The organism is Streptomyces sp. NPDC023573, assembly GCF_055559735.1.
This window is the reverse complement of sequence record NZ_JBVHKB010000002.1, coordinates 491,641-515,023: the sequence shown is the minus strand read 5'-3', so window position 1 is coordinate 515,023 and position 23,383 is coordinate 491,641. Positions and strand designations below refer to the sequence as shown.

Annotated in this window: 20 protein-coding genes; 7 read left to right on the top strand and 13 right to left on the bottom strand. The window is 71.1% G+C overall.

The annotated features are described in order from the left end of the window. Window positions 1-105: 105 nt before the first annotated feature. Window positions 106-2,124, top strand: a complete 2,019-nt coding sequence (gene recQ, locus ACZ32T_RS08925) for a DNA helicase RecQ (RefSeq protein WP_467366028.1) — start codon at window positions 106-108, stop codon at window positions 2,122-2,124. 13 nt (window positions 2,125-2,137) lie between these two features. On the opposite strand, the gene ACZ32T_RS08920 is transcribed toward recQ, so the two are convergent. From ACZ32T_RS08920 to ACZ32T_RS08905, 4 genes are all read right to left on the bottom strand, one after another. Further along, window positions 2,138-2,746 (bottom strand): Uma2 family endonuclease, encoded by a 609-nt coding sequence (locus ACZ32T_RS08920; protein WP_467271384.1) that lies wholly within the window; start codon window positions 2,744-2,746, stop codon window positions 2,138-2,140. Window positions 2,747-2,898: 152 nt separating this feature from the next. After that, complete coding sequence (gene fahA / locus ACZ32T_RS08915) at window positions 2,899-4,128, bottom strand: fumarylacetoacetase (protein ID WP_467366026.1); 1,230 nt, start codon at window positions 4,126-4,128, stop codon at window positions 2,899-2,901. 110 nt (window positions 4,129-4,238) lie between these two features. Further along, entirely contained in the window at window positions 4,239-6,233 is a 1,995-nt protein-coding gene (locus ACZ32T_RS08910; RefSeq protein ID WP_467366024.1) for a CocE/NonD family hydrolase, read from the bottom strand. Between the two features lie 9 nt (window positions 6,234-6,242). Continuing rightward, window positions 6,243-7,742 carry a peptide MFS transporter gene (locus tag ACZ32T_RS08905; RefSeq protein ID WP_467271390.1) on the bottom strand — a complete coding sequence of 500 codons (1,500 nt, stop codon included), beginning with the start codon at window positions 7,740-7,742 and terminating at the stop codon, window positions 6,243-6,245. A 156-nt stretch (window positions 7,743-7,898) separates the two neighbouring features. Here ACZ32T_RS08905 and ACZ32T_RS08900 point away from each other — a divergent pair, with 156 nt between their 5' ends. The 5 genes from ACZ32T_RS08900 (at window position 7,899) to ACZ32T_RS08880 (ending at window position 13,175) form a co-directional block, all read left to right on the top strand. After that, window positions 7,899-8,909 carry a polyprenyl synthetase family protein gene (locus ACZ32T_RS08900; protein WP_356707760.1) on the top strand — a complete coding sequence of 337 codons (1,011 nt, stop codon included), beginning with the start codon at window positions 7,899-7,901 and terminating at the stop codon, window positions 8,907-8,909. Between the two features lie 189 nt (window positions 8,910-9,098). Then, on the top strand, window positions 9,099-10,337 hold the full coding sequence (locus ACZ32T_RS08895) for a LolA family protein (RefSeq protein WP_467366022.1): 1,239 nt from the start codon (window positions 9,099-9,101) through the stop codon (window positions 10,335-10,337). A 138-nt stretch (window positions 10,338-10,475) separates the two neighbouring features. Further along, the gene (locus tag ACZ32T_RS08890; RefSeq protein WP_467366020.1) at window positions 10,476-11,462 is read left to right on the top strand and encodes an ABC transporter ATP-binding protein; all 987 of its coding nucleotides are present in this window, start codon (window positions 10,476-10,478) and stop codon (window positions 11,460-11,462) included. Continuing rightward, on the top strand, window positions 11,449-12,336 hold the full coding sequence (locus ACZ32T_RS08885; protein ID WP_467271397.1) for an ABC transporter permease: 888 nt from the start codon (window positions 11,449-11,451) through the stop codon (window positions 12,334-12,336). Before ACZ32T_RS08890 ends, ACZ32T_RS08885 begins: the two co-directional genes overlap by 14 nt. A gap of 197 nt (window positions 12,337-12,533) precedes the next feature. Further along, window positions 12,534-13,175: a TetR/AcrR family transcriptional regulator gene (locus tag ACZ32T_RS08880; protein ID WP_467366018.1), complete on the top strand. Its 642-nt coding sequence runs from the start codon at window positions 12,534-12,536 to the stop codon at window positions 13,173-13,175. On the opposite strand, the gene ACZ32T_RS08875 is transcribed toward ACZ32T_RS08880, so the two are convergent. The 6 genes from ACZ32T_RS08875 to ACZ32T_RS08850 form a co-directional block, all read right to left on the bottom strand. Further along, complete coding sequence (locus tag ACZ32T_RS08875) at window positions 13,168-13,713, bottom strand: flavodoxin family protein (RefSeq protein ID WP_467271401.1); 546 nt, start codon at window positions 13,711-13,713, stop codon at window positions 13,168-13,170. The genes ACZ32T_RS08880 and ACZ32T_RS08875 overlap by 8 nt on opposite strands. 125 nt (window positions 13,714-13,838) lie before the next feature. Beyond that, window positions 13,839-14,648, bottom strand: a complete 810-nt coding sequence (locus ACZ32T_RS08870) for an HAD-IIB family hydrolase (RefSeq protein WP_467366016.1) — start codon at window positions 14,646-14,648, stop codon at window positions 13,839-13,841. A 102-nt stretch (window positions 14,649-14,750) separates the two neighbouring features. Continuing rightward, window positions 14,751-15,200, bottom strand: coding sequence for a hypothetical protein (locus ACZ32T_RS08865; RefSeq protein WP_467271405.1), 450 nt, complete (start codon window positions 15,198-15,200; stop codon window positions 14,751-14,753). A 12-nt stretch (window positions 15,201-15,212) separates the two neighbouring features. Then, the gene (locus ACZ32T_RS08860; protein WP_467366014.1) at window positions 15,213-16,835 is read right to left on the bottom strand and encodes an FAD-dependent monooxygenase; all 1,623 of its coding nucleotides are present in this window, start codon (window positions 16,833-16,835) and stop codon (window positions 15,213-15,215) included. Between the two features lie 69 nt (window positions 16,836-16,904). Further along, the gene (rarD, locus tag ACZ32T_RS08855; RefSeq protein WP_467271408.1) at window positions 16,905-17,894 is read right to left on the bottom strand and encodes an EamA family transporter RarD; all 990 of its coding nucleotides are present in this window, start codon (window positions 17,892-17,894) and stop codon (window positions 16,905-16,907) included. A gap of 118 nt (window positions 17,895-18,012) precedes the next feature. Beyond that, window positions 18,013-18,873: an SDR family oxidoreductase gene (locus tag ACZ32T_RS08850; RefSeq protein WP_467366012.1), complete on the bottom strand. Its 861-nt coding sequence runs from the start codon at window positions 18,871-18,873 to the stop codon at window positions 18,013-18,015. 107 nt (window positions 18,874-18,980) lie between these two features. Here ACZ32T_RS08850 and ACZ32T_RS08845 point away from each other — a divergent pair, with 107 nt between their 5' ends. Beyond that, on the top strand, window positions 18,981-19,403 hold the full coding sequence (locus tag ACZ32T_RS08845) for a winged helix-turn-helix transcriptional regulator (RefSeq protein ID WP_467271412.1): 423 nt from the start codon (window positions 18,981-18,983) through the stop codon (window positions 19,401-19,403). A 7-nt stretch (window positions 19,404-19,410) separates the two neighbouring features. Here the strand turns inward: ACZ32T_RS08845 and ACZ32T_RS08840 are convergent, their stop codons facing one another. The 3 genes from ACZ32T_RS08840 to ACZ32T_RS08830 form a co-directional block, all read right to left on the bottom strand. Further along, window positions 19,411-20,412 (bottom strand): 2-oxoacid:ferredoxin oxidoreductase subunit beta, encoded by a 1,002-nt coding sequence (locus ACZ32T_RS08840; RefSeq protein WP_467271508.1) that lies wholly within the window; start codon window positions 20,410-20,412, stop codon window positions 19,411-19,413. Window positions 20,413-20,467: 55 nt separating this feature from the next. Beyond that, complete coding sequence (locus ACZ32T_RS08835; RefSeq protein ID WP_467271413.1) at window positions 20,468-22,423, bottom strand: 2-oxoacid:acceptor oxidoreductase subunit alpha; 1,956 nt, start codon at window positions 22,421-22,423, stop codon at window positions 20,468-20,470. A 282-nt stretch (window positions 22,424-22,705) separates the two neighbouring features. After that, window positions 22,706-23,365: a LuxR C-terminal-related transcriptional regulator gene (locus ACZ32T_RS08830; protein ID WP_467271510.1), complete on the bottom strand. Its 660-nt coding sequence runs from the start codon at window positions 23,363-23,365 to the stop codon at window positions 22,706-22,708. Window positions 23,366-23,383 lie beyond the last annotated feature (18 nt).

Here is a 23,383-nt window from a genome sequence, read left to right as displayed (position 1 = left end):
GCGCTGCGACGCCGGACGGCCTTGGAAAGTCAAGGCCGTCCGGCGTTGTCGTAGGCGGCGCCTATGGTTGCCGTGACGGGTGAAGACGGACGGACGGGCGCGACCATGAGTGTGACGACCGAGAGCGCTGCACAGCAGACGCTGCACCGGGTGTTCGGTTACGAGGCGTTCCGCGGCGAGCAGGGCGCGGTGATCGAGCATGTCGTCGAGGGCGGTGACGCGGTGGTGCTCATGCCCACCGGCGGCGGCAAGTCCCTCTGCTACCAGATCCCCGCCCTGGTCAGGCCCGGCACCGGCGTCGTGATCTCCCCGCTGATCGCGCTCATGCAGGACCAGGTGGACGCCCTGCGCGCCCTGGGGGTCCGCGCGGGCTTCATGAACTCCACGCAGGACTTCGACGAGCGCCGCTCGATGGAGGCCCAGTTCGTCGCCGGTGAGCTCGACGTGCTGTATCTGGCCCCCGAGCGGCTGCGCCTGGATTCGACGCTCGCGCTGCTGGCCCGCGGCGAGATCTCCGTCTTCGCCATCGACGAGGCCCACTGCGTCGCGCAGTGGGGCCACGACTTCCGCCCCGACTACCTGGCCCTGTCCGTGCTGGGTGAGCGCTGGCCCGACGTACCCCGTATCGCGCTGACGGCCACGGCGACCGACGCCACGCACCGGGAGATCACCCAGCGCCTCGGCATGCCCGAAGCCAGGCACTTCGTGGCCAGCTTCGACCGGCCGAACATCCAGTACCGCGTCGTGGGGAAGTCCGACCCGAAGAAGCAGCTGCTGACCTTCCTGAAGGAGGAGCACGCCGGGGACGCCGGGATCGTCTACTGCCTCTCGCGCAACTCCACGGAGAAGACCGCCGAGTACCTCTGCCGCAACGGCATCGAGGCCGTGCCCTACCACGCGGGCCTGGACGCAGGCACGCGCGCCACCCACCAGTCGCGCTTCCTGCGGGAGGAGGGCCTGGTCGTCGTGGCGACCATCGCCTTCGGCATGGGCATCGACAAGCCCGACGTGCGTTTCGTCGCCCACCTCGACCTGCCCAAGTCCGTCGAGGGGTATTACCAGGAGACCGGCCGCGCCGGCCGTGACGGGGCACCGTCCACGGCCTGGATGGCGTACGGCCTGCAGGACGTCGTCCAGCAGCGCAAGCTGATCCAGGGCGGCGAGGGCGACGAGGCCTTCCGGCGGCGCGCGGCCGCGCACCTGGACTCGATGCTGGCGCTCTGCGAGACCGTCCAGTGCCGCCGGGCCCAGCTCCTGACGTACTTCGGCCAGGAGCCCGGCGCCGAGAGCTGCGGCAACTGCGACACCTGCCTGACCCCGCCGGAGACCTGGGACGGCACCGTGGTCGCCCAGAAGCTGCTGTCCACCGTGGTCCGGCTGAAGCGGGAGCGGAACCAGAAGTTCGGGGCCGGCCAGATCATCGACATCCTGCTGGGCCGCAAGACCGCGAAGGTCATCCAGTTCGACCACGACCAGCTCTCGGTCTTCGGTATCGGCGAGGAGCTCGCCGAGGCGGAGTGGCGGGGCGTGGTGCGCCAGCTCCTCGCCCAGGGGCTCCTCGCGGTCGAGGGGGAGTACGGCACGCTGGTGCTGACCGAGGAGAGCGGTTCCGTGCTCGGACGGGAGCGCGAGGTGCTGCTGCGCAAGGAGCCGAAGAGGCCCACGACGCGGACCGGCGGCTCGGGCGAGCGCAAGGCCAAGTCGGCGGCGGCCGTGGCCGACCTTCCCGCCGAGGCCGTCCCGGTCTTCGAGGCGCTGCGCGCCTGGCGCGGCGCCCAGGCGAAGGAGCTGGGCCTCCCGGCGTACGTGATCTTCCACGACGCGACGCTGAGGGAGATCGCCGCGCTGCGCCCGGGCTCCCTGGCGGAGCTGGGCGGGGTCAGCGGGCTGGGGGAGAAGAAGCTCGCGACGTACGGCGAGGGCGTGCTGGAGGTTCTGGCGGGGCTGGGGGACACGGCCCTCGCCGCGGCTCCGGAACCGAAGGCGACCCCCGCACCGGCGACCCCCGCACCGGCGACCCCCGCACCGGCGACCCGGTCCTCGGTGCCGGCCGCCCGGCCCGCCGCCACTCAGTACGCCGACCCGGAGTTCGGCTGGGACGAGGAGCCGCCCGAGTTCGAGTGAGCCGGGGCCGGGTCTACTCCGGCTTCGCCGCCCGGCGGCGCGAGACGATCGCGCTCAGATCCAGGTCGACGGGAAAGGGCGTGGAGACCTTCATCCGGTCGTGGAAGATCCCCGTGGACGTGTACGCGCCCGTCGCGGGCTCCAGCTCGAAGACGTACACGACCGCCCGGCCGTCCTGGTTCTCCACACGCCAGTAGTGCGGGATCCTCGCTCGCGCGTACTTGACGGGCTTGGTCTCCCGGTCACGGGTGACGGACTCGTCGGAGACGACCTCGATCGCCAGCAGCACACTGCTCGCGGGGAACCGTGTCTGCCGCAAGGTCTCGATCGCGTCCGCGCGCACGACGACGACATCGGGCTCGGGCCGGTTCTGGAAGTCGATGTCGATGGTGAACTCCCGCACGACCTCCAGCTCAGACGGTGCGAGTGACTGCAGCTGCCAGTTGAAGAAGTCGACCGCCCGTGTACGGAACAACGTCTGCGGACTCACGAAAACCAGGCTCCCGTCGATCAGCTCCGTATGCGGAGGCAGATTCGGGAGTGTGTCCAGGTCATCGGCGGTCCAGCCGCCCACGGGCGGGACCGCCCACCGCGGCTGGGGTGCCTCGGGTTCGATGCTCATCAGTGCTCCCATGGGGAGAGTCTCGCGGGCCCGTTCAGCGTATCCGGCGAGAACCGATCATGGCCGCTCACACGTGTGAGCGAGTCACGCGCCGTTGACCACTGCCCCGACCGGTTCCGCCCGCCCCGCGTCCCCCGCCCCGGCCACAGGGTTCACGGCGAGGGCGTGATCCGTCCGGTGACCTCGCCGAGCCCCACCCGCGTGCCGTGCGGGCCGGGCGCCCAAGCGGTCAGGGTGACCGTGTCGCCGTCCTCCAGGAACGTCCGCTTGCCGTCGGCCAGGTCCAGCGGATCGCGGCCGTTCCAGGTCAGTTCGAGCAGGGAGCCGCGCTGCCCGGGCTCCGCCCCGCTGACGGTGCCCGACCCGTACAGGTCGCCCGTGCGCAGCGACGCGCCGTTCACCGTCATCTGCGCCAGCTGCTGGGCCGCCGTCCAGTACATGGAGGCGAACGGGGGCTCGGAGACGGTCTGTCCGTTGATCTCCACCGAGATCCGGATGTCGAAGCCGCCCGGCTCCTCGTCGTCCGCGTCCTCCAGATAGGGGAGCAGCTCGGCGTCACGGGCCGGAGGCGCCGTGCGGGCCGCGTCCAGGGCCTCCAGCGGAGTCACCCACGCCGAGACGGACGTCGCGAAGGACTTGCCGAGGAAGGGGCCCAGCGGCACGTACTCCCAGGCCTGGATGTCACGCGCCGACCAGTCGTTGAGCAGGGAGAGCCCGAAGACGTGCTCGCGGAAGTCACCCAGCGCCACGGGGGAGCCCTGCTCCGAGGGGACACCGACGACGAAGCCGACCTCGGCCTCGATGTCCAGCTTCACCGAGGGGCCGAAGACGGGGGCGGGGTCGGCCGGCGCCTTGCGCTGCCCGGAGGGGCGCACCACGTCCGTGCCGGAGACGACGACCGTGCCGGCCCGCCCGTGGTAACCGATCGGCAGGTGCTTCCAGTTGGGGGTGAGGGCCGCGCCGTCGGGACGGAAGATCCGCCCCACGTTGGTGGCGTGGTGCTCGCTGGCGTAGAAGTCGACGTAGTCCGCGACCTCGTACGGCAGGTGCAGGGTCACCGAGTCGAGCGGGTACAGCAGTGGTTCCAGGTCCGGGCGGTGGGACGGGACCGTCACCCACGCCGTCAGGGCCCGCCGCACGTCCCGCCACGCGGTGCGCCCCGCCGCCAGCAGCGGCATCAGGCTCGGCTGCGCCAGCAGCCGGGCGTACGGCGAACCCAGGGCGTGCGCCGCCGCCCCGGCGTCCAGCACGTGTTTCCCCACACGGACTCCGACCCTTCGGTCCCCGGGGTGTCCAGGGGTGGAGAACACGCCGTACGGAAGGTTGTGCGGACCGAAGGGATCGCCTTCGGCCAGGTCGAGCGGGCTGCTCTGCTCGGGCATCTGTCGCTGCCCCTTTCCAGTCGCTTGAGGAACACGGTACGTGGCCGCCGTCGGCGGGCGGCAGCGCCTCAAGTAGGCGTAATGCCCGGAAAGTTACGCGATAACCCTGGTCAGCCCGCCGTGCGGGGGATCCTCTTCTCCCAGGTCCGGTGGAAGACGATCTCGGCGCCGTCCCTGCACACGACCTCGTTGGACGTGATGAAGTCGTCCGCGTCCGCGCTCGTCTCCGAACGCGTCTCGATCCGCACGTCCCAGGCCATCTCGGGCCGGTGCAGCCGGATCGTCCAGTCCGAACGGGCCCGTGCCGACAGCGGGTCGTCCTCCTGGATCGTGTACGTCTCCAGGGCGTCCTCGGTGAACTCGAGACCGTCCGGGTAGACACGCGTGCCGCCGTAACGCGGATCGACCTCCAGACGCCACTCGCCCTTGGCGACGTCCCGGACCACCAGACGCTCCGGGCGCTGCTCGTCGAGTGTGACCGGGTACACGACGCCGAGCGGCTCCGACTGCTCCGGCTCGCCGAAGGTGATGCCCGGGTCCTCCGTGTGCCGGCGCACCGGGAGCTCGACGAGGCTGCCCTCCGCCTCGAGCGTGAAGCCCGCCGAGCCGGCCTGCGGCCAGATCCACGGCCAGTACGAGGAGGAGAGGGCGACCCTGATCCGGTGGCCGGGCGGGAAGGTGTGCCCGATGCCGTTCAGCTCGAAGGTCACGTACTCGGTCTCCCCGACGGGCCAGTCCTCCGCGCGGTCGCGCCCGTGACGGGTGGCCAGGTTGAGGGTCCCGCGGGTCACCAGGGTGGAGGCGCCGTCCGGGGCCACGTCGCAGAGCCGGGCGATCACCTGGCCGCGCGGCACGTCCATCCGGACCAGGAGCGTCACCCGTGGACGGCCGAGGATCTCGATCGGGGCGTCCTCGACGGGGAACTCGAAGCACACCGATTTGGCGTCCTCGTCCCGCTGGTCGGGCGGCAGGTCGGCGTCGTTGCCGAACGGGAAGAAGCGGCCGGCGTCCAGCCCGGTCTGCTGCGGTGAGCGGACGGTCTGCGCTCCGCCCTCCAGGGCGTACGTCACCGGGGCGACGTTCGCGGACGGCCAGCTCGCGTCGCCGACCCAGCGGCCGGGCAGCGTCTCGTACACCGTGGCGGGAGGGTGCGAGCCGCTGATCCAGGACCTCAGGAGGGGCTCGTTCATCACCCCGGTGTCCTCGTCCTTGAGGTGCTGGTCCCACCAGCGCAGCGTCTCCTGGAGGAAGCCGATCGCGGGCCCCGGGGGGAGCCCCCGGTCCGGGTACTGGTGCGACCAGGGGCCGATCAGTCCGCGTACCTGCCCGGGGTCCAGGTGCTCGACGAGCCTCAGGACGGTGTCGCGGTACGGGTCGTGCCAGCCGCCCACCGCGAGGACCTTCGCCTGGATCGCGCCGTAGTCCTCGCAGACGCTGCCGTGCTTCCAGTAGTCGTCGCGGGTCTGGTGCGCCAGCCACGTGTGGATGAACGGCTCGACCTTCTCGAGCCGCCGCAGCCACATGTCCCGCCAGTCGTCGCCGACGTCCGCCGGGTCCGGGGGCCGGGAGACGAAGGCCAGCATGGTGGAGGCCCAGGCGTGCATGTCCACGCCGAGGACGGAGCCGCCCATGTAGTGGACGTCGTTGTCGTAGCGGTCGTCGGCCGAGCAGACGGTGACGACCGCCTTCAGGGGCTCCGGTGCGAGCGCGGCGATCTGGAGCGAGTTGAAGCCGCCCCACGAGATGCCGAACATGCCGACCCGCCCCGAGCACCACTCCTGCCGCGCCAGCCAGTGCACGACCGCGACCCCGTCGGCGAGCTCCTGCGCGTCGTACTCGTCGCCCGGCATGCCCTCGCTGTTGCCGTGCCCGCGGACATCGACCCGTACGGAGGCGTAGCCGTGGCCCGCGTACCAGGGGTGGCGCTGCCAGTCGCGCGGCGCCGTCCAGTCGCTGAGCCGGTAGGGCAGGTACTCCAGCAGGGCGGGCACCGGTTCGTCGGTGACCGGCCGCCAGATCCTGGCGTACAGCTGGGTGCCGTCCGTCAGGGGGATGTAGAGGTCCTCGTGGGTGGTCTCGTACGGGAAATCGGTGCGGATCTGCATGGCGGTACCTCAGTGGACGGGGTGCATGGTGCGCTTGAGCCAGGGAGCGGCGGCGATGACGGCCACACCGGCCGCCACCGCGATAGCGCCATTGACACCGAAGTAGGCGGGGTTGGAGACCTCGCCGTAGAGCTTCACGATCTGTGCCTGGATGCCGTTGGCGAGGGCCAGCGACAGGAACCACAGCGCCATCGTCTGGCTGGCGAACGCCTTGGGGGCGAGCTTGGTGGTGGCGGACATGCCGGAGGTCTCCAGCAGGATGTCGCCGAGGCCGAGCAGCAGGTAGGAGCCGACGATCCACCAGGCGGCCATCTCGTACGCGTCGTCGGCGTGACCCGAGGTGGGGATGACCATCAGGAGGAAGGACAGACCGCCGAGGATCACCCCGATCGCGATCTTGTTCGAGGCGTGCGGCTGGCGTGGCCCCATCCGGGCCCAGACGGCGGCCACGACGGGCGCCAGCGCCACCTCGAAGGCGCCCAGCGCGGAGGCGTACCAGCTCGCCGGGAAGTGGAAGCCGAAGATCTCCGTACGGGCGTTCGTCGACGCGAGCAGCATCATCGTCGAGTACGCCTGGAAGAGGATGAAGTTGAAGACCACGGAGGCCAGGAACAGCACGACGTACGGCCGGAGCCTGCCGCGCTCCTCCTGGGTGACCCGGGGGCTCCTGAACATCACGGCGAAGTACACGACGGGCGCGATCACCGAGACGAGGGTGAGCACGTCGACGAACCGGTCCATCGTGAGCCAGCCGGCCAGCGCCAGGGCGGTCGCCACCAGGGCGGCCACCACGACGCCGGCCACGATCGTCAGCACGGCCCGGCGCATCGGGCCGGGCGCCAGGGCGTACTCCGCCGTGTGCTTTCGCCCGGCCAGGTGACGCCGGCCGGCGACGTACTGGATCAGGCCGAGTGTCATACCGACGGCGGCGGCCGAGAATCCCCAGTGCCAGCCCGCGTGCTCGCCGAGCCACCCGGTGATCAGGGGGCCGGCGAAGGCGCCGATGTTGATGCCCATGTAGTAGAGCGCGAAGCCGGCGTCGCGGCGCTGGTCCTCCGTGCGGTAGAGCTTGCCGACCATCGAGGCGACGTTGGGCTTGAGCAGGCCCGTTCCCGCGCTGATCAGGCCGAGGCCCACCCAGGTCATCGTGGCGGTCGGCACGGCCATGGCGTAGTGGCCGCAGGCGATGAGGATGCCGCCGTACAGGACGGCGCGGTACGAACCGAGGATCCGGTCGGCCAGCCAGCCGCCCGCGACGGAGACGAGGTAGACGAGGGTGCCGTAGGCGGCGGACACGGACGCGGCGGTGCCCGGGTCCATGCCCATGCCGTCGTTCGCGACCGTGTCGGCGAAGAAGAGGACCAGGATCGCCTGCATCCCGAGGAATGAGAAACGCTCCCAGACCTCCAACCCTGACAGGGTCATCAGGCCCCGTGGCTGGCCGAAGAAGGCCTGATCGTCTCCGGGCGGTGGCTGGGCCGGTTCGGTACCGGTCGGGGCGTGGGACAAAGCGACAACTCCTGATCGTATGAGCTGATGCCGAACATACCGGCGGTGGCGGGAAGGCGCCCACGGTGATCCAAAGGGGACCGGATACGCTGACTTGAGTGAGGACAACGACACATCGACATTCCGTGTGATCGTCAGCAGACAGGAGATCCCCTCGTGACCGTCGTCGGGCCGTTCGGACTGAGCGTGCGGGACCAGGCTCTTGAGGCCGATGTCCAGGCCGGTTTGGCCGCTGTCGAGGCGGGGCTGCTCGATGCCACCAAAAGCGAGGTCCCTTTCATCACGGAGGCGGCGCAGCACCTCGTCAGCGCGGGGGGCAAGCGTTTCCGGCCGCTGCTGGTGATGCTCGCGTCCCAGTTCGGTGACCCCGACGCGCCGGGCGTCGTCCCGTCGGCCGTGGTCGTCGAACTGACGCACCTGGCGACGCTGTACCACGACGACGTGATGGACGAGGCGGACGTGCGCCGCGGGGTGGACAGCGCCAACACCCGCTGGGGCAACTCCGTCGCCGTGCTGACGGGCGACTTCCTCTTCGCCCGCGCCTCGCACATCCTGGCCGACCTCGGGCCGGAGGCCGTCCGTATCCAGGCGGAGGCGTTCGAGCGCCTGGTCACCGGTCAGATCCTGGAGACCGCGGGCCCGCGGGACGGACGCGACCCCGTCGACCACTACATGGACGTGCTGGGCGGCAAGACCGGCTCGCTGGTCGCCGTGTCCGGCCGGTTCGGCGCCCTGATGGCCGGGGCCGACGAGTCGGTCGTGGACATCCTCACCCAGTACGGCGAACGCCTCGGCATCGCTTTCCAGCTCGCCGACGACGTCCTGGACATCGCCTCCGACTCCCACGAGTCGGGCAAGACGCCCGGTACCGACCTGCGGGAGGGCATCCCCACCCTGCCGGTCCTCCACCTGCGCGCCAGGGCGGCGGCCGAGGGCCGTCCGGAGGACAAGGAGCTCGTGGAGCTGCTCGACGGCGACCTCGCCGACGACGCCACGCTCGCGGAGGCGCTGCGCAGGCTCCGCGCCCACCCGGCCCTCGAACAGGCGCGGCGGGACACCGTCCGCTACGCCGAGGAGGCCCGGGCGACACTGGCCCCGCTGCCCGAGTGCTACGCGAAGGCCGCGCTCGAAGAGCTGTGCGACGCCGTGGTGCACCGCGCCGGCTGACCCCTAGGGACTTCTGTCTCGGGTCATCCCCGAGAGGTACGCACAGTTGCTCCCGGGGGCTGACGCTTGTCGCCGCCCGATTTGGTCAGATGGAGAACAACCACTCCTGACCACATCGGGTGAGAATGGCGGCGGGGAGTGGAAACGTGCAACGGGATGGCAGCCGCCGACCACGGAGGTAGAGCACACATGGCACCGAACGACAGCGCAGAGACCAACGGCGAGGCCACGGGCACTGTCGTGGGCCGCCGGAAGGCGGCGCGCTACATCGTCCCGTTCGCGGTGGCGGGAGTGGCGGCGGCGACGATCGGACTCGTCCCGGCACTCGCGGACTCAGGAGACCCGGAGCTCCCGAAGATCACCGCGCAGGAACTCATCGAGAAGATCGCCTCATCGGACCAGGAGCAGCTGTCCGGCACGGTGAAGGTCAGCACCGACCTCGGCATCCCGTCGCTCGGCGGGCTCGCGGGCTCCTTCGCGCCGGACGCCGCGTCCGGACCGGGCGGGTCGAGCGCCTCCCCCGACGCCAAGCTGATGGAGCTCGCCTCCGGGACCCACACGCTCCGGGTCGCGGCCGACGGCCCCGACAAGCAGCGTCTCTCGATCCTCGGCGAGGGCTCCGAGTACAGCCTCGTCCACAACGGGGACGACGTCTGGGGATACGACAGCGAGAGCAACGAGGTCTACCACGCGGAGTCCGACGGGGACGGACGTCCGGGCGGCAAGGCCGGGGACCACAAGGCACCCGAAGGTGTGCCGGCCACTCCGAAGGAGCTCGCCGAGGAGGCACTCGCCGCCGCGGACGACACCACGTCCGTCACCGTCGGCGGCACGGCGCAGGTGGCGGGACGCGACGCCTACAAGCTCGTGATCAAGCCGAAGCAGTCCGGTTCGACGATCGGCTCCGTCACCGTCGCGGTCGACGCCTCGACCGGCGTACCGCTGAAGTTCACGCTGGCCCCGAGCAGCGGCGGGAAGGCGGCGGTCGACGCCGGCTTCACGGAGGTCGACTTCGGGAAGCCCGACGCCTCCTCCTTCTCCTTCACCCCGCCCAAGGGCGCGAAGGTGACCGAGGCCGACGAGCTGAAGACCGAGGCGGAGAAGCAGGGCGCGGCGGACAAGGCGCACAAGGAGCTGGGCGCGCTGGAGGGCTTCAAGGGCCTCGACGTCATCGGCGAGGGCTGGAACGCCGTCGCCGAGATCGAGCTGCCGGGCGGGGCGGGCCTGCCCGCCCAGGGCTCGGGTGACGTACCCCCGCAGGCGCAGCAGTTCCTCGACGCGCTCGGTGACAAGGTCACCGGCGACTTCGGCTCGGGCACGGTCTTCAAGACGCGCCTGGTCAACGCGCTGATGACGGACGACGGCAAGCTCTACGTCGGCGCGGTCACCAAGGACGCGCTGGTCAAGGCGGCCGACACCGCGAAGTAGGAGATACCGCCTGCCCGCCCCGTCGTACGCTCCGTGCGCCCCGCCCCGTCGTACTCTCCGTACGGCGGGGCGGTCCGTGCGACGGGCCGCAGGCGGACGCGGGGTGCCGGGCACGGCGGGAGGGAACCGGGAGTACGCATGACCGACACAGCGGCCGCTACGGCCGGACCGGACACGGGGCGGGAGCCCGGCGCGGTGATCGAGACGCGGGGGCTCACCAAGCGCTACCGCGGCGGACAGCTGGCCGTCGACGGGCTCGACCTCGCCGTCCCCGCCGGAAGCGTCTTCGGCTTCCTGGGGCCCAACGGCTCCGGCAAGACCACCACGATCCGGATGCTCATGGGGCTCATCGAGCCGACCTCCGGCACCGCACAGGTCCTGGGCCGCCCCATGCCGGCGGCCGCCCGGTCGGTGCTCCCGCACGTCGGCGCGCTCATCGAAGGGCCCGCGCTGTACGGCTTCCTGACGGGCCGCGACAATCTCGTACGCTTCGACTCCGCCGACCCGGCCGCCGACCCACGCACCCGGCGCGTGCGCGTGGGTGACGCCCTGGAGCGGGTCGGGCTCGCCGCCGCGGCCGGCAAGAAGGCCAAGGCGTACTCACTCGGGATGAAGCAGCGGCTCGGGCTCGCCGCCGCCCTTCTGCAGCCGCGCCGACTGCTCGTGCTGGACGAACCCACCAACGGCCTCGACCCGCAGGGCATGCGCGAGATCCGCTCCCTGGTGCGGGAGCTGGCGGGCGAGGGCACCACCGTCTTCCTCTCCTCCCACCTGCTCGACGAGATCGAGCAGGTCTGCACCCACGCCGCGGTGATGGCACGCGGCCGGCTCATCGTCCAGGGCCCGGTCGCCACGCTCGCCGCGGGCGCCCGGGGCCGGCTCGCCGTGACCACGCCCGACCCCGGTGACGCGGCGCGGATCCTCGCGGAACAGGGGGCGACGGGCCTCGTGACCGATGGGGACCGGGTGAGCGCCGACGCGCCGCCCGGCGAGGTGGAACCGGCGGACCTCAACGCGGCCCTGGTGCGCGGCGGTGTCCGCGTACGCGCCTTCGGCGTCGAACGGGCCTCGCTGGAGGACGCCTTCGTCGCGCTTACCGGAGAGGGATTCGATGTCGCAGGCTGAACTCACGGCGCGCCCGGTGCCCCCGGCGCCGCGCCGTGCGCTGTGGACCTTCGGGATCCTGCGCTCCGAACTGACCACCACGCTCCGCCGGTGGCGCACCCTGGCCCTGCTCGGGGTCCTGGCGGCCGTGCCCGTCCTCATCGGGATCGCCGTCCGCATCGAGACGGGTGACGGCTCCCAGGCCGGTCCCGGCGGCGGGGGCGGGCCCGCCTTCCTCTCCCAGATCACCAACAACGGACTGTTCCTGGTCTTCGCGGCCCTCTCCGCGACACTGCCCGTCTTCCTGCCGATGGCCGTCGGCGTCGTCGCGGGGGACTCCGTCGCGGGTGAGGCGAGCGGCGGCACCCTGCGCTATCTGCTGGTGGCTCCGGCGGGCCGCACCCGGCTGCTCCTCGCCAAGTACGCGTCCGTGCTGGTGTTCTGCCTGGTCGCCACCCTGGTCGTGGCGGCGTCGGCGCTCGCGGCCGGGGCGCTGCTCTTCCCCGTCGGGGAGGTCACGACGATCTCGGGCACCCGGATCGGCTTCGGCGAGGGTCTCCTGCGGGCCGGACTGATCGCGGTCGCGGTCGCGGTGTCACTCGTCGGTTTCGCGGCGCTGGGTCTTTTCGTCTCGACGCTCACCACCAGCGGGATCGCGGCGATGGCGGCCACGGTCGGGGTGCTGGTCACCGTGCAGATCCTGGACACCATGCCGCAGCTGCACGCGATCCATCCGTATCTCTTCCCGCACTACTGGCTGTCCTTCACGGACCTGCTGCGCGACCCGGTCTACTGGGACGAGATGGTCGGGAACCTGGGTCTGCAGGCGGTGTACGCGGCGGTTTTCGGCTCCGCGGCCTGGGCGCGCTTCACCACGAAGGACGTCACCGTCTGAGGGGCCCGGTACGGGCCGTCCGTACCGTCGGCCGGTCGAGCCGTCCCCCGATCGGCTCGTCGCGGCACGAACGGCACGAACGGTGTACTGCACGGTACGTCACGACACGGTACGTTCCGTTTCCAGCCTGGTCATTGTTCGACTTTTGGCGACGACCTGTCAATAAGCGGTGGGCGGAATACCCCTATGCTCACCGAATGATCACATCGCCGAGTACCCTGCGCCGCAGCGAGAGGTCGCGACGGGCGACGCTGGACGCCGCCCTGGAGCTGTGTACGGAGAAGGGGTACGGCCGGGTCACCGTCGAGGCCATCGCGGCCCGCGCCGGCGTGAGCAAGAAGACGATCTACCGCTGGTGGCCGTCGAAGGTCGCGGTGATGCTGGAGGCCTTCGCCCAGGTGCTCGCCGTCGCCACACCGTTCGTGGAGACGGGCGACATCGAGGCCGACCTCCGCACGCACATCAACGGTCTGGTGAGGCTGATCTCGACGCCGCCGTACGGCCCGGCCTACTCCGGGATCCTGTCGGAGATGCACCACGACGACGCGCTCGCGCTGGCCGTACGCGAACAACTGGTCGATCCCCGCTTCGAGGCCGCCGTGGGGCGCCTGCGGCGCGCCCAGGAGCAGGGGCAGATACCCGCCGGCGCGGATCTGTCGTTCGCGGTGGAGATGCTCTACGGGCCCGTCTACTACCGCCATGTGCTGCGGAAGCCGCCGCAGGACGAGGCGACGGTCGCCACGCTGGTGGCCCATGTCCTGCGCTCCCTGTCCGGCGCCGGTGCGCCCGGGGGCGGACCCGGCGATGGGGGCGCCCCCGGGGCGGGGCGCGTCAGCTGAAGAAGACCTTCGCCCGGGCCGCGGCCTCGGTGTCGGTCAGCACGTCACCGGGCCTGCTGCCGTTGCCCAGCAGCACCCCGCCCCACCGCATGCCGAGGTACCGCGCCGAATTGCGCAGGGTGCCCGTGAGCGGTTCGGCGACCGCCGGGTCGTCGTCCGCGAGCGCGGTGACCCCCCACAGCGTCTTCCCGGCCATCCGCCGCTGGAAATCGACACCGGGGGCCTCCAGCCAGCCCGACCAGTGGTCGAGGTAGCGCTTGGTGGAGGTGGACACGGAGTACCAGTAGAGCGGTGAGGCGACGACCACGTCGGTGGCGGCGAGCGTCGCCTCGAGCAAGGTCGCGGAGTTGCCTGCCGGGACGGGGTGGCCGTCCGTGTGCCGCCGGTCCTCGAAGTCGGGCAGCGGGAGGTCCCGCAGGTCCAGCCACCGCTGCCCGGTGCCGGCCGGGAGCTGCTCGGCCGCGAGCCGGGCCAGGGTCTCGGTGTTGCCGCCGGTGCGGCTGCTGCCGAGCAGGAAGAGGAAGTCGCGCGTGGTCATGCCATGCCCCCAATTGATTGCGTACGGCCTTTACCGGCGTACGCATCATATGCACGTGCATGAAATTTTGGAGAGGTGATTTTCGGCCGCCGGGGGGCGCGAGATCCCCGGGAGCGTGCGTGGTCTCAGCCGAAGAGCCGCTCCAGGACCACCGCGACGCCGTCCTCCTCGTTCGACAGCGTGATCTCGTCGGCGGCGGCCCGCAGCTCCGCGTGCGCGTCGGCCATCGCCACCCGGTGGCCTGCGAGGCGGAACATCGGCAGGTCGTTGGGCATGTCGCCGAACGCCACCGCGCCGACGGGGTCGAGGCCGAGCAGCCCGGCGGCCAGGGTGACCCCCGTGCCCTTGTCCACGCCGAAGGGGGCCAGCTCCACCGTGCCGGGGCCCGCCATCGTGACGGACGCCAGATCGCCCACCGCTCCTCGGGCGGCGGCGGCCAGCTCGTCGTCCGTCAGCTCCGGGTGGCGGATCAGGACCTTGATGACGGGCGCCGCCCACAGCTCCGACCGGTGCCCGGCGCGCTGAGCGGGGAGCGAGGGGTGCGGCATGCGGTAGCCCGGCTCGATCAGGGTCCTGCCGTCGGCGCCGTCCTGGTCCACCGCGGCGAACACCTGCCCCACCTCGGCCTCGATCTTGCCGAGCGCGGTGTCCGCCAGCTCCCGGTCCAGCGTCACCGAGCTCAGCATGCGGGCCGACCCGGCGTCGTACACCTGTGCGCCCTGGCCGCAGACCGCGAGCCCGTCGTAGCCGAGGTCCCCGAGCAGGGCGCGTATGCCGGGCACCGGCCGGCCCGTGACGATCAGATGCCGTGCTCCCGCCGAGGTGGCGCGGGCGAGGGCGGCACGGGAGCGGGCGCTCACGGTGTCGTCGGAACGCAGCAGTGTGCCGTCCAGATCCGTGGCGACAAGGGTGTATGCGGCGGGTGGCGTGACCATGGGGTCAGCCTAGAGAGAACGCCTTCCCGTCGTACGCCGCTGACCTGCGGGGACGGTCGGCTCGGTCGGCGAAGGCCCGATCCGGCGCGTTCCGGGGCCCGCTCACCGCGGCGGGCAGGCCGGGCAGACGTGTCCGGCGCACGCGGTCAGCAGGGTCGCGGCCGCCGCGCTCACCGCCGGATCGCCGTCCATGGCGAGCCGCTCGGCCGTCGTCCGCCCGGCCAGCACCGCGAGATGCGCGTCCCTGGTCCACTCCGGGTGGTGCGCGTGGCCATGGGCGAGGATCGTCCCCAGCAGGCCGAGCACCCCCACGCGGTCCTTCACGGTCTCCATGGCGGCGAGCTCCCAGAGGAACGGCACCGTGGCGGCCGTCGCGTCGAACACGGCCAGGGCGCCGATCCACTGCCCCAGATCGCTCAGGGCGTCCTCGGCCGACTCGCTGTCGCCCCAGGCGATCCGTGACAGCATCCCGGGGACCTGGGACGCGGAGCCCTGGGCGTGGCGCAGCTCATGCCACTGAACGTGCCTCATGTCCTTCAGGATCGTCCCCATCCGGGCACTCAATCAGCCTTTGCGGGTGCCGTCCACCATGCTTGCCACACTCATCGGATCCGGCTCCCGCGCCCCGTCCAGCGCGTCGAGACACCGTCGTACCGCGTCCCCGTCGCGGGCGTCCGCGAGCAGCGCCACGTGGTTGTCGGGCCGGATCACCACGACGGTGTCACCGTCGAGGCCGTAGGCCGCGCGGGCGAGCCCCTCCCGGTCGTGCAGCGCGTCCGGAGCGGCGGTGCGGGGGCCCGGCTCCCCGGCGCCGTACACCCGGAAGGCCCGGACTGCGTCGCCATGGGTGCCCGCCGCCTCCCGCAGCACCCGTTCCGAGCCTGCCCCGAAGCCCAGCACCGTGATGTGCGGGCCGGCGAAGACGCGGAACAGCCGGGTGGGCGCACCGGTCGCGGCCTCGGCGCAGGGGGCGTCCGGCGCGCGGTCGCCCGACCGTACGCCGTCCCCGTCCTCCTTCCCGTTCCCCGGCCGGGCGAGGGAGCTCCACCGGTAGCCGCGGTCGAGCCCCGCCGTCGAGGGGGTGATCGCGGTGTCGAGCCCGCCGCCCGGTTCCCTGATCGCCTCCAGCGTGGCCCGCAGCCGCTCCGAGGTCAGCTCCAGGGTCCAGGCCGCGACCGGCAGCCGCTCCTCCTCGTAGGTGTCCAGAAGCCCCGGCCCTCCCCGTCCCCGCAGTGTCCGGTCGAGCTTCCAGCCGAGGTTGAAGGCGTCCTGGATGCCGGTGTTCATGCCGAGCCCGCCCGCGATGGCGTGCACATGGGCGGCGTCCCCGGCGAGGAACACCCGGCCCACCCGGTAGCGGTCGGCCATGCGCACGTTGACGCGGTACGTCGAGAGCAGCGTGGCCCCGGTGATGCTCCCGGCCGGCAGCCGGGTGTGCCGGGCGAAGAGCCGCCTGAAACCCTCGGGGGAGGGGGCGAGGGGCCGGCCGTCCGCGTCACGCTCCGGGCCCGACTGGAACCACCAGCCCGTCCGGGTGCCGGGAATGGGGCAGAGCATGACGGCTCCGTCCTCGTCGAACCACTGGTGCCAGATGCCCCGGTCCAGGACGCCCGGGGTGATCTCGACGTCGCCGCAGACCATCAGCTGCTCCTCGTCCGTCTTCCCGTCGAACGGGACGCCGAGCAGTTTCCGTACGCGGCTGTGGGCGCCGTCGCAGCCCACCACGTAGCGCGCGCCGGCGGTGGAGCCGTCGGCGAGGGTGACGGTCACCGAGGACCCGTCGTCGGTGAGGCCCACGACCTCGGTGCCGGTCTCCACCGCCACGCCGTACCCGGCGAGGCGCTCGCGCAGGATCCCCTCCAGCCGCCACTGGGCGATCAGCCGGCCCCGGTCGTACGGGGCGTCCGGCGTCGGCGAGGAGCCGGCGTACGGATCGGCGTCCGCGACCGGCACCCCGTCGCGGTACTTGCGCATCGGGAGCGGCGGTGAGCCCGCCGCCAGCACCGCCTCGACGACCCCCAGGTCCTCCAGTACCTCCAGGGAGCGCGCGTTGGGGCCCTTCGACCGCGAACTGCGCGGATGCTCCGGCGACCTGTCCACGATCCGCACCGCGACGCCACGCCTGGCCAGATCGCAGGCCAGCGTCAGTCCGGTCGGGCCCGCGCCCACGATCAGTACGTCGGTCATGCCTGCTCCTCGGTCGTGTCGTCCTGGCGTCCAGGAAAACGCAACCGAGTAAAAAAGGCAACTCGGTAACTATTTTATGGCCGGGGTGTCCGTGTCCGGCGCCGAAGCGGAAGCCGTGCCGACAGGGGCCGAGGCTTCTGCCGCCCGCACCGCCAGACGCAGGGCCTCGGCCCGCGTGCGGCGTGCCGTGCGCAGCGCGTCCCAGGTCAGCAGCATCAGGGCCACCCAGACCAGGGCGAAGCCGGCCCACCGCTCGGGCGGCATCTCCTCGTGGAAGTACAGGATGCCGAGCGCGAACTGGAACACCGGCGCCAGATACTGCAGCAGGCCCAGGACGGAGAGCGGCACCCGGATCGCGGCGGCGCCGAAACAGACCAGGGGGATCGCGGTGACGAGTCCCGTCGCGGCGAGCAGGGCTCCGTGGCCCGCGCCCCCGGCCAGGAACGTCGCGTCGCCGCTCGCCCCGAGCCACAGCAGGAACCCGAGCGCCGGCACGAACAGCACGGCGGTCTCGGCGGCCAGGGACTCCAGGCCGCCCATGTTGACCTTCTTCTTCACCAGGCCGTACGTCGCGAAGGAGAACGCCAGTACCAGCGAGATCCACGGCGGCTGCCCGTAGCCGACCGCCAGGACGAGCACCGCGGCGAAGCCGGTCGCCACCGCGGTCCACTGCACCGGCCTGAGCCGCTCGCCGAGCAGCAGGACGCCCATGGCGATGGTGACCAGCGGGTTGATGAAGTAGCCGAGCGAGGCCTCGACGACGTGGCCGTTGTTCACGGACCAGATGTAGAGACCCCAGTTGACCGAGATCACCGTCGCGGCGATCGCGATCAGCCCCAGCCGCCGGGGCTGCCGGAGCAGCTCCCCGATCCACGCCCAGCGACGCAGGAACAGCAGGGCGATGCCGACGACGCCCAGTGACCACACCATCCGGTGGGCGAGAATCTCCACCGCCCCCGACGGTTCCAGCAGCGGCCAGAAGAGGGGCACGAGGCCCCACATCCCGTACGCGCCGATTCCGTACAGCAGGCCTGCCCGCTGTTCGTTCTTCCCCTTCACGGGCCCTCCCGGCACTCCTGCGTCGGCGGACGGCCGACTGCACGACGGTAGCGCCGGAAGAGGCCTGCTGTCATTGCCGTATCGGCGAAACGGTCGTGACAGGCGCGGGTGCGCCCGTTCAGGCGGCGGCGACCGCCGCGGCGACCGTCTCGGCCGCCGGAGTGGTCGGCCGGCCGATCAGGCGGGCCAGGTCGCCGCTCGTCCCGGCGAGCAGGCCGCGTGCGATGGCCTCGTCGACGTCGACGAGAATCGCGGCGAGGGGTTCGGGCAGCCCGGCGGCGACGAGGATCTCCTGGTGCGCCGAAGCCGGAACGTTTGTGTAGACGATCTCCTCGCCGGTCGCGGCGGCCACCATGGCGGCGTACTCGGCCAGCGACCAGGCCACGTCTCCGCTCAGCTCGTACGCCGCGCCCAGGTGGCCCTCGCCGGTGAGCACGGCGGCGGCCGCGTCCGCGTAGTCGGCCCGGGCGGCTGAGGCGACGCGTCCGTCCCCCGCGTTGGCGACGACGGCGCCGTGCTCCAGGACGGGCGCCAGATTCGCGGTGTAGTTCTCGGTGTACCAGCCGTTGCGCAGGAAGGTGTACGGGAGGCCGGAGTCGAGGATCAGCTGCTCGGTGGCCTTGTGCTCCTCGGCCAGCAGGAAGTCCGCCCCGGGCCCGCCCAGCACCCCGGTGTACGCGAGCTGCGCGACCCCGGCCGCCTTCGCGGCGTCGATCACCGCGGTGTGCTGGGGCACCCGCCTGCCGACCTCGCTGCCCGAGACCAGCAGGACGCGGTCGCCGGCCCGGAACGCGTCGGCGAGGGTCTCCGGGCGGTCGTAGTCGGCGATGCGGAGTTCGACGCCCCGGGCGGCGAGCGCGGCGGCCTTCTCCTTGTCGCGGACGACCGCGACGACCTGGTGGGCCGGGACCGTGTCGAGCAGACGCTCGACGACGAGGCGGCCGAGGGCGCCGGTGGCTCCGGTGACGACGATGCTCATGAGGGTTCTCTCCTGGTGGCGGTGGTTCCTGCTGCGAGTGGAATACAACTCACCCTAGGAGGTGTACTAACTCTGGGAAAGTACCCACTTTGAAGTAAGGTACTGGTATGACAGTAAGCATCCTGGACGAAGTGGGCGGCTGGCGCGCGGACGTCAACCAGCAGAACTGCCCCTCCCGGCTGATCCTCGAACACATCACCAGCCGGTGGGGCGTGCTCGTGCTGGCCGCGCTGCTGGAGCGCTCCTACCGGTTCAGCGAGCTGCGCCGCACGGTCGGCGGCGTCAGCGAGAAGATGCTGGCCCAGACCCTCCAGACGCTGGAGCGCGACGGCTTCGTGCACCGGGACGCGAAGCCGGTGATCCCGCCCCGCGTGGACTACTCGCTCACCCCGCTCGGCGCGGAGGCCGCCGAGCAGGTCTGGGCGCTGGCACGCTGGACCGAGCGGCAGGTGGACGGGGTCGAGTCGGCCCGCGCGGCATACGACGAGGCCCGGAGCCAGTCGGCTCCGGGCCTCGCCGGACAGGCATGACGGCGCGTCAGCCGACCACGGTCCAGGTGTCGTTGCCCGCCAGCAGGGTGCTCAGGTCACCCTTGCCGTGCTGCTCGATCGCGGCATCGAGCTGGTCGGACATGAGCGCGTCGTAGACCGGGCGCTCCACACTGCGCAGCACCCCGATCGGTGTGTGGTGCAGGGTGTCGGCGTCGGCCAGCCGGGACAGCGCGAACGCGGTCGTGGGGCTGGGGTTGTGGGCGTCGTGGACGAGGATCCGCGACTGGTTCTCCTCGGTGACCGCGACGACGCTCAGGTCTCCCGTGAGCGCGTCGCGCACGACGCCCTTCGAGTTGTCCGCGCCGAAGCGGATCGGCTGGCCGTGTTCGAGGCGGATGACCGCCTCCTCGGCCCGCTCCCTGTCCTTGAGCACCTCGAAGGCGCCGTCGTTGAAGATGTTGCAGTTCTGGTAGATCTCCACCAGCGCGGTGCCGGGGTGGTCGGCCGCCGCGCGCAGCACGCTCGTGAGGTGCTTGCGGTCGGAGTCGACCGTGCGCGCGACGAACGAGGCCTCGGCGCCCAGCGCGAGGGAGACCGGGTTGAAGGGGGCGTCGAGCGAGCCCATCGGCGTCGACTTGGTGATCTTGCCGACCTCGGAGGTGGGGCTGTACTGCCCCTTGGTCAGCCCGTAGATCCGGTTGTTGAACAGCAGGATCTTGAGGTTGACGTTGCGGCGCAGGGCGTGGATGAGGTGGTTCCCGCCGATCGACAGCGCGTCGCCGTCGCCGGTGACGACCCAGACGGACAGGTCGCGGCGGGAGGTGGCCAGGCCCGTCGCGATGGACGGGGCGCGGCCGTGGATGGAGTGCATCCCGTACGTGTTCATGTAGTACGGGAAGCGGGACGAGCAGCCGATGCCGGAGACGAACGTGATGTTCTCCTTGGCCAGCCCCAGTTCGGGCATGAAGCCCTGCACGGCCGCGAGGACCGCGTAGTCACCGCATCCGGGGCACCAGCGCACCTCCTGGTCGGACTTGAAGTCCTTCATGGACTGCTTGCCCTCGGCCTTGGGGACGAGCTGGAGGAGATCGTTGGCGTGGGCGTCAGGCACTGATGGCCTCCTTGAGGACGGTGGCGAGCTGCTCGGCCTTGAAGGGCATTCCGTTGACCTGGTTGTAACTCCGGGCGTCCACGAGGTACTCGGCCCTCAGCAGCAGGGCGAGCTGCCCGAGGTTCATCTCCGGGACCACGACCTTGTCGTAACGCCTCAGCACCTCACCGAGATTCCGCGGGAAGGGGTTGAGGTGGCGCAGATGGGCCTGCGCGATCGTCTCCCCGGCCGCGCGGAGCCGGCGTACGGCCGCGGTGATCGGGCCGTACGTCGAACCCCACCCCAGGACCAGGGTCGTGGCGTCGGCCGGGTCGTCGACCTCCAGGTCGGGGACCCGGATGCCGTCGACCTTCGCCTGGCGGGTGCGGACCATGAAGTCGTGGTTGGCCGGATCGTAGGAGATGTTCCCCGTGCCGTCCTGCTTCTCGATCCCGCCGATCCGGTGCTCCAGACCCGGCGTGCCCGGCACCGCCCAGGGGCGGGCCAGGGTCTCCGGGTCCCGCTTGTAGGGCCAGAACACCTCGGTGCCGTCGGCCAGTTCGTGGTTCGGCCCGGTCGCGAACCGCGTCCGCAGGTCCGGGAGGCTGTCGATCTCCGGGATCCGCCACGGCTCGGAACCGTTCGCCAGATAGCCGTCCGAGAGCAGGAACACCGGAGTCCGGTACGTCAGAGCGATCCGGGCGGCGTCGAGCGCCGCGTCGAAGCAGTCCGCCGGGGTCCGCGGCGCCACGATCGGAACCGGCGCCTCACCGTTGCGCCCGTACATGGCCTGGAGCAGGTCGGCCTGCTCCGTCTTGGTCGGCAGGCCGGTGGACGGCCCGCCGCGCTGGATGTCGATGATCAGCAGCGGCAGCTCCAGCGACACCGCCAGACCGATGGTCTCCGACTTCAGCGCCACACCCGGACCCGACGTGGTCGTCACACCCAGCGCCCCGCCGAACGAAGCGCCGAGCGCCGCCCCGATCCCGGCGATCTCGTCCTCCGCCTGGAACGTCCGTACGCCGAAGTTCTTGTGCTTGCTGAGCTCGTGCAGGATGTCGGACGCCGGGGTGATCGGATACGAGCCCAGATACACCGGCAGATCCGCCTGCCGGCCCGCCGCGATCAGCCCGTACGACAACGCCAGGTTCCCCGAGATATTGCGGTACGTGCCCGTGGGGAAAGCGTGCGACGCCGGTGCGACCTCGTACGAGACCGCGAAATCCTCCGTGGTCTCACCGAAATTCCAGCCCGCGCGGAACGCCGCCACATTCGCCTCGGCGATCTCCGGCTTCCTGGCGAACTTCGACCGGAGGAATGTCTCCGTCCCCTCGGTCGGACGGTTGTACATCCAGGACAACAGCCCGAGCGCGAACATGTTCTTCGACCGCTCGGCCTCCTTGCGGGAAAGCCCGAACTCCTTCAGCGCCTCGATCGTCAAGGTCGTCAACGGCACGGGATGCACGTTGTACGCCTCGAGCGAGCCGTCCTCGAGAGGCGATTGCGCGTACCCGACTTTCGCCATCGGGCGTTTCGTGAACTCGTCCGTGTTCACGATGATGTCGGCCCCGCGCGGCACATCGTCGATATTCGCCTTCAGCGCGGCCGGATTCATCGCGACCAGCACATTCGGCGCGTCGCCCGGGGTCAGGATGTCGTGGTCCGCGAAATGCAGCTGGAACGACGACACACCCGGCAGCGTCCCGGCGGGTGCCCGGATCTCGGCCGGGAAGTTGGGCAGCGTCGACAGGTCGTTCCCGAACGACGCGGTCTCCGACGTGAACCGGTCGCCCGTCAACTGCATGCCGTCACCGGAGTCACCCGCGAAACGGATGATCACCCGGTCCAGGCGGCGGATTTCCTTCTCGGTGGCACCCGTGCGATCAATGCGCGGGGCTCGCTGCTCCCCGACGACAGCCTCGTCGGCCTCATCGGACTTTCCGGCTGGGCTACTGACCTGGCTGGTCACTGAACTGGACCTCCCTCGGGGCGGCGGCTCGGGACCGGCCGACCCGCCGGCGGTCCAGGCCCCACCCTACTTCTGTAAGGGTCGCCTTCCTTGGACCGGTCATATGGTGGACGCGTTTTTGAGACATGAATGCGTCACGCTTTGCCATATTTTTCCGGACCTTTCGATCACTGGACGCGTCACTGGACGAGGCCCCCGGTGCTCATCCTTTCGTCCTGGTCCCCAGGTCTCGCTCGGCTACGGGTGGATCATCCAGATCCTCGTGAGTAGATCATCGCGTTGTCACGAGTTCAGATAAGTGAGAACAGCGAGAACACGCCGGTGATCCCCGTCACTGGGTGCCAGGCCGAGTTTCAGGAAGATGTTGCTGACGTGCTTCTCCACCGCTCCGTCACTGACCACCAGCTGCCGGGCGACGGCTGAATTCGTACGCCCCTCCGCCATCAGACCCAGGACCTCCCGCTCGCGCGGCGTGAGCCCCGCCAGCACGTCCTGCTTGCGGCTGCGTCCCAGCAGCTGTGCCACCACCTCCGGGTCCAGCGCCGTCCCGCCCTGCGCCACCCGCACCACGGCGTCCACGAACTCCCTGACCTCGGCGACCCGGTCCTTCAGCAGATAACCCACCCCGCGGCTGCTGCCGGCCAGCAGCTCGGTGGCGTACTGCTCCTCGACGTACTGCGAGAGCACCAGCACCCCGATGTCCGGGTAGTCCTTGCGCAGCCGCACCGCCGCCCGCACGCCCTCGTCGGTGTGGGTCGGCGGCATTCGCACGTCGGCGACCACCACGTCCGGCAGGGCGCCCTGCCCGGCGAGGTCGCCCACCGTCTTGATCAGCGCCTCGGCGTCCCCGACCCCGGCGACGACGTCGTGCCCCAGATCGGTCAGCAGCCGGGTGAGCCCCTCCCGGAGCAGCACCGAATCCTCGGCGATGACGACCCGCACTCTTTCCTCCACGACGTT

What these genes read in the sequence shown, in the direction of transcription:
- ACZ32T_RS08865 (WP_467271405.1), bottom strand. Translation starts at nt 15,200, where the DNA reads ATGGGGACGATCCTGAAGGACATGAGGCACGTTCAGTGGCATGAGCTG.
- ACZ32T_RS08890 (WP_467366020.1), top strand. Translation starts at nt 10,476, where the DNA reads ATGACCGACACAGCGGCCGCTACGGCCGGACCGGACACGGGGCGGGAG.
- recQ (WP_467366028.1), top strand. Translation starts at nt 106, where the DNA reads ATGAGTGTGACGACCGAGAGCGCTGCACAGCAGACGCTGCACCGGGTG.
- ACZ32T_RS08845 (WP_467271412.1), top strand. Translation starts at nt 18,981, where the DNA reads ATGACAGTAAGCATCCTGGACGAAGTGGGCGGCTGGCGCGCGGACGTC.
- ACZ32T_RS08880 (WP_467366018.1), top strand. Translation starts at nt 12,534, where the DNA reads ATGATCACATCGCCGAGTACCCTGCGCCGCAGCGAGAGGTCGCGACGG.
- ACZ32T_RS08920 (WP_467271384.1), bottom strand. Translation starts at nt 2,746, where the DNA reads ATGAGCATCGAACCCGAGGCACCCCAGCCGCGGTGGGCGGTCCCGCCC.
- ACZ32T_RS08885 (WP_467271397.1), top strand. Translation starts at nt 11,449, where the DNA reads ATGTCGCAGGCTGAACTCACGGCGCGCCCGGTGCCCCCGGCGCCGCGC.
- ACZ32T_RS08860 (WP_467366014.1), bottom strand. Translation starts at nt 16,835, where the DNA reads ATGACCGACGTACTGATCGTGGGCGCGGGCCCGACCGGACTGACGCTG.
- ACZ32T_RS08895 (WP_467366022.1), top strand. Translation starts at nt 9,099, where the DNA reads ATGGCACCGAACGACAGCGCAGAGACCAACGGCGAGGCCACGGGCACT.
- ACZ32T_RS08910 (WP_467366024.1), bottom strand. Translation starts at nt 6,233, where the DNA reads ATGCAGATCCGCACCGATTTCCCGTACGAGACCACCCACGAGGACCTC.
- ACZ32T_RS08875 (WP_467271401.1), bottom strand. Translation starts at nt 13,713, where the DNA reads ATGACCACGCGCGACTTCCTCTTCCTGCTCGGCAGCAGCCGCACCGGC.
- ACZ32T_RS08870 (WP_467366016.1), bottom strand. Translation starts at nt 14,648, where the DNA reads ATGGTCACGCCACCCGCCGCATACACCCTTGTCGCCACGGATCTGGAC.
- ACZ32T_RS08850 (WP_467366012.1), bottom strand. Translation starts at nt 18,873, where the DNA reads ATGAGCATCGTCGTCACCGGAGCCACCGGCGCCCTCGGCCGCCTCGTC.
- fahA (WP_467366026.1), bottom strand. Translation starts at nt 4,128, where the DNA reads ATGCCCGAGCAGAGCAGCCCGCTCGACCTGGCCGAAGGCGATCCCTTC.
- ACZ32T_RS08840 (WP_467271508.1), bottom strand. Translation starts at nt 20,412, where the DNA reads ATGAAGGACTTCAAGTCCGACCAGGAGGTGCGCTGGTGCCCCGGATGC.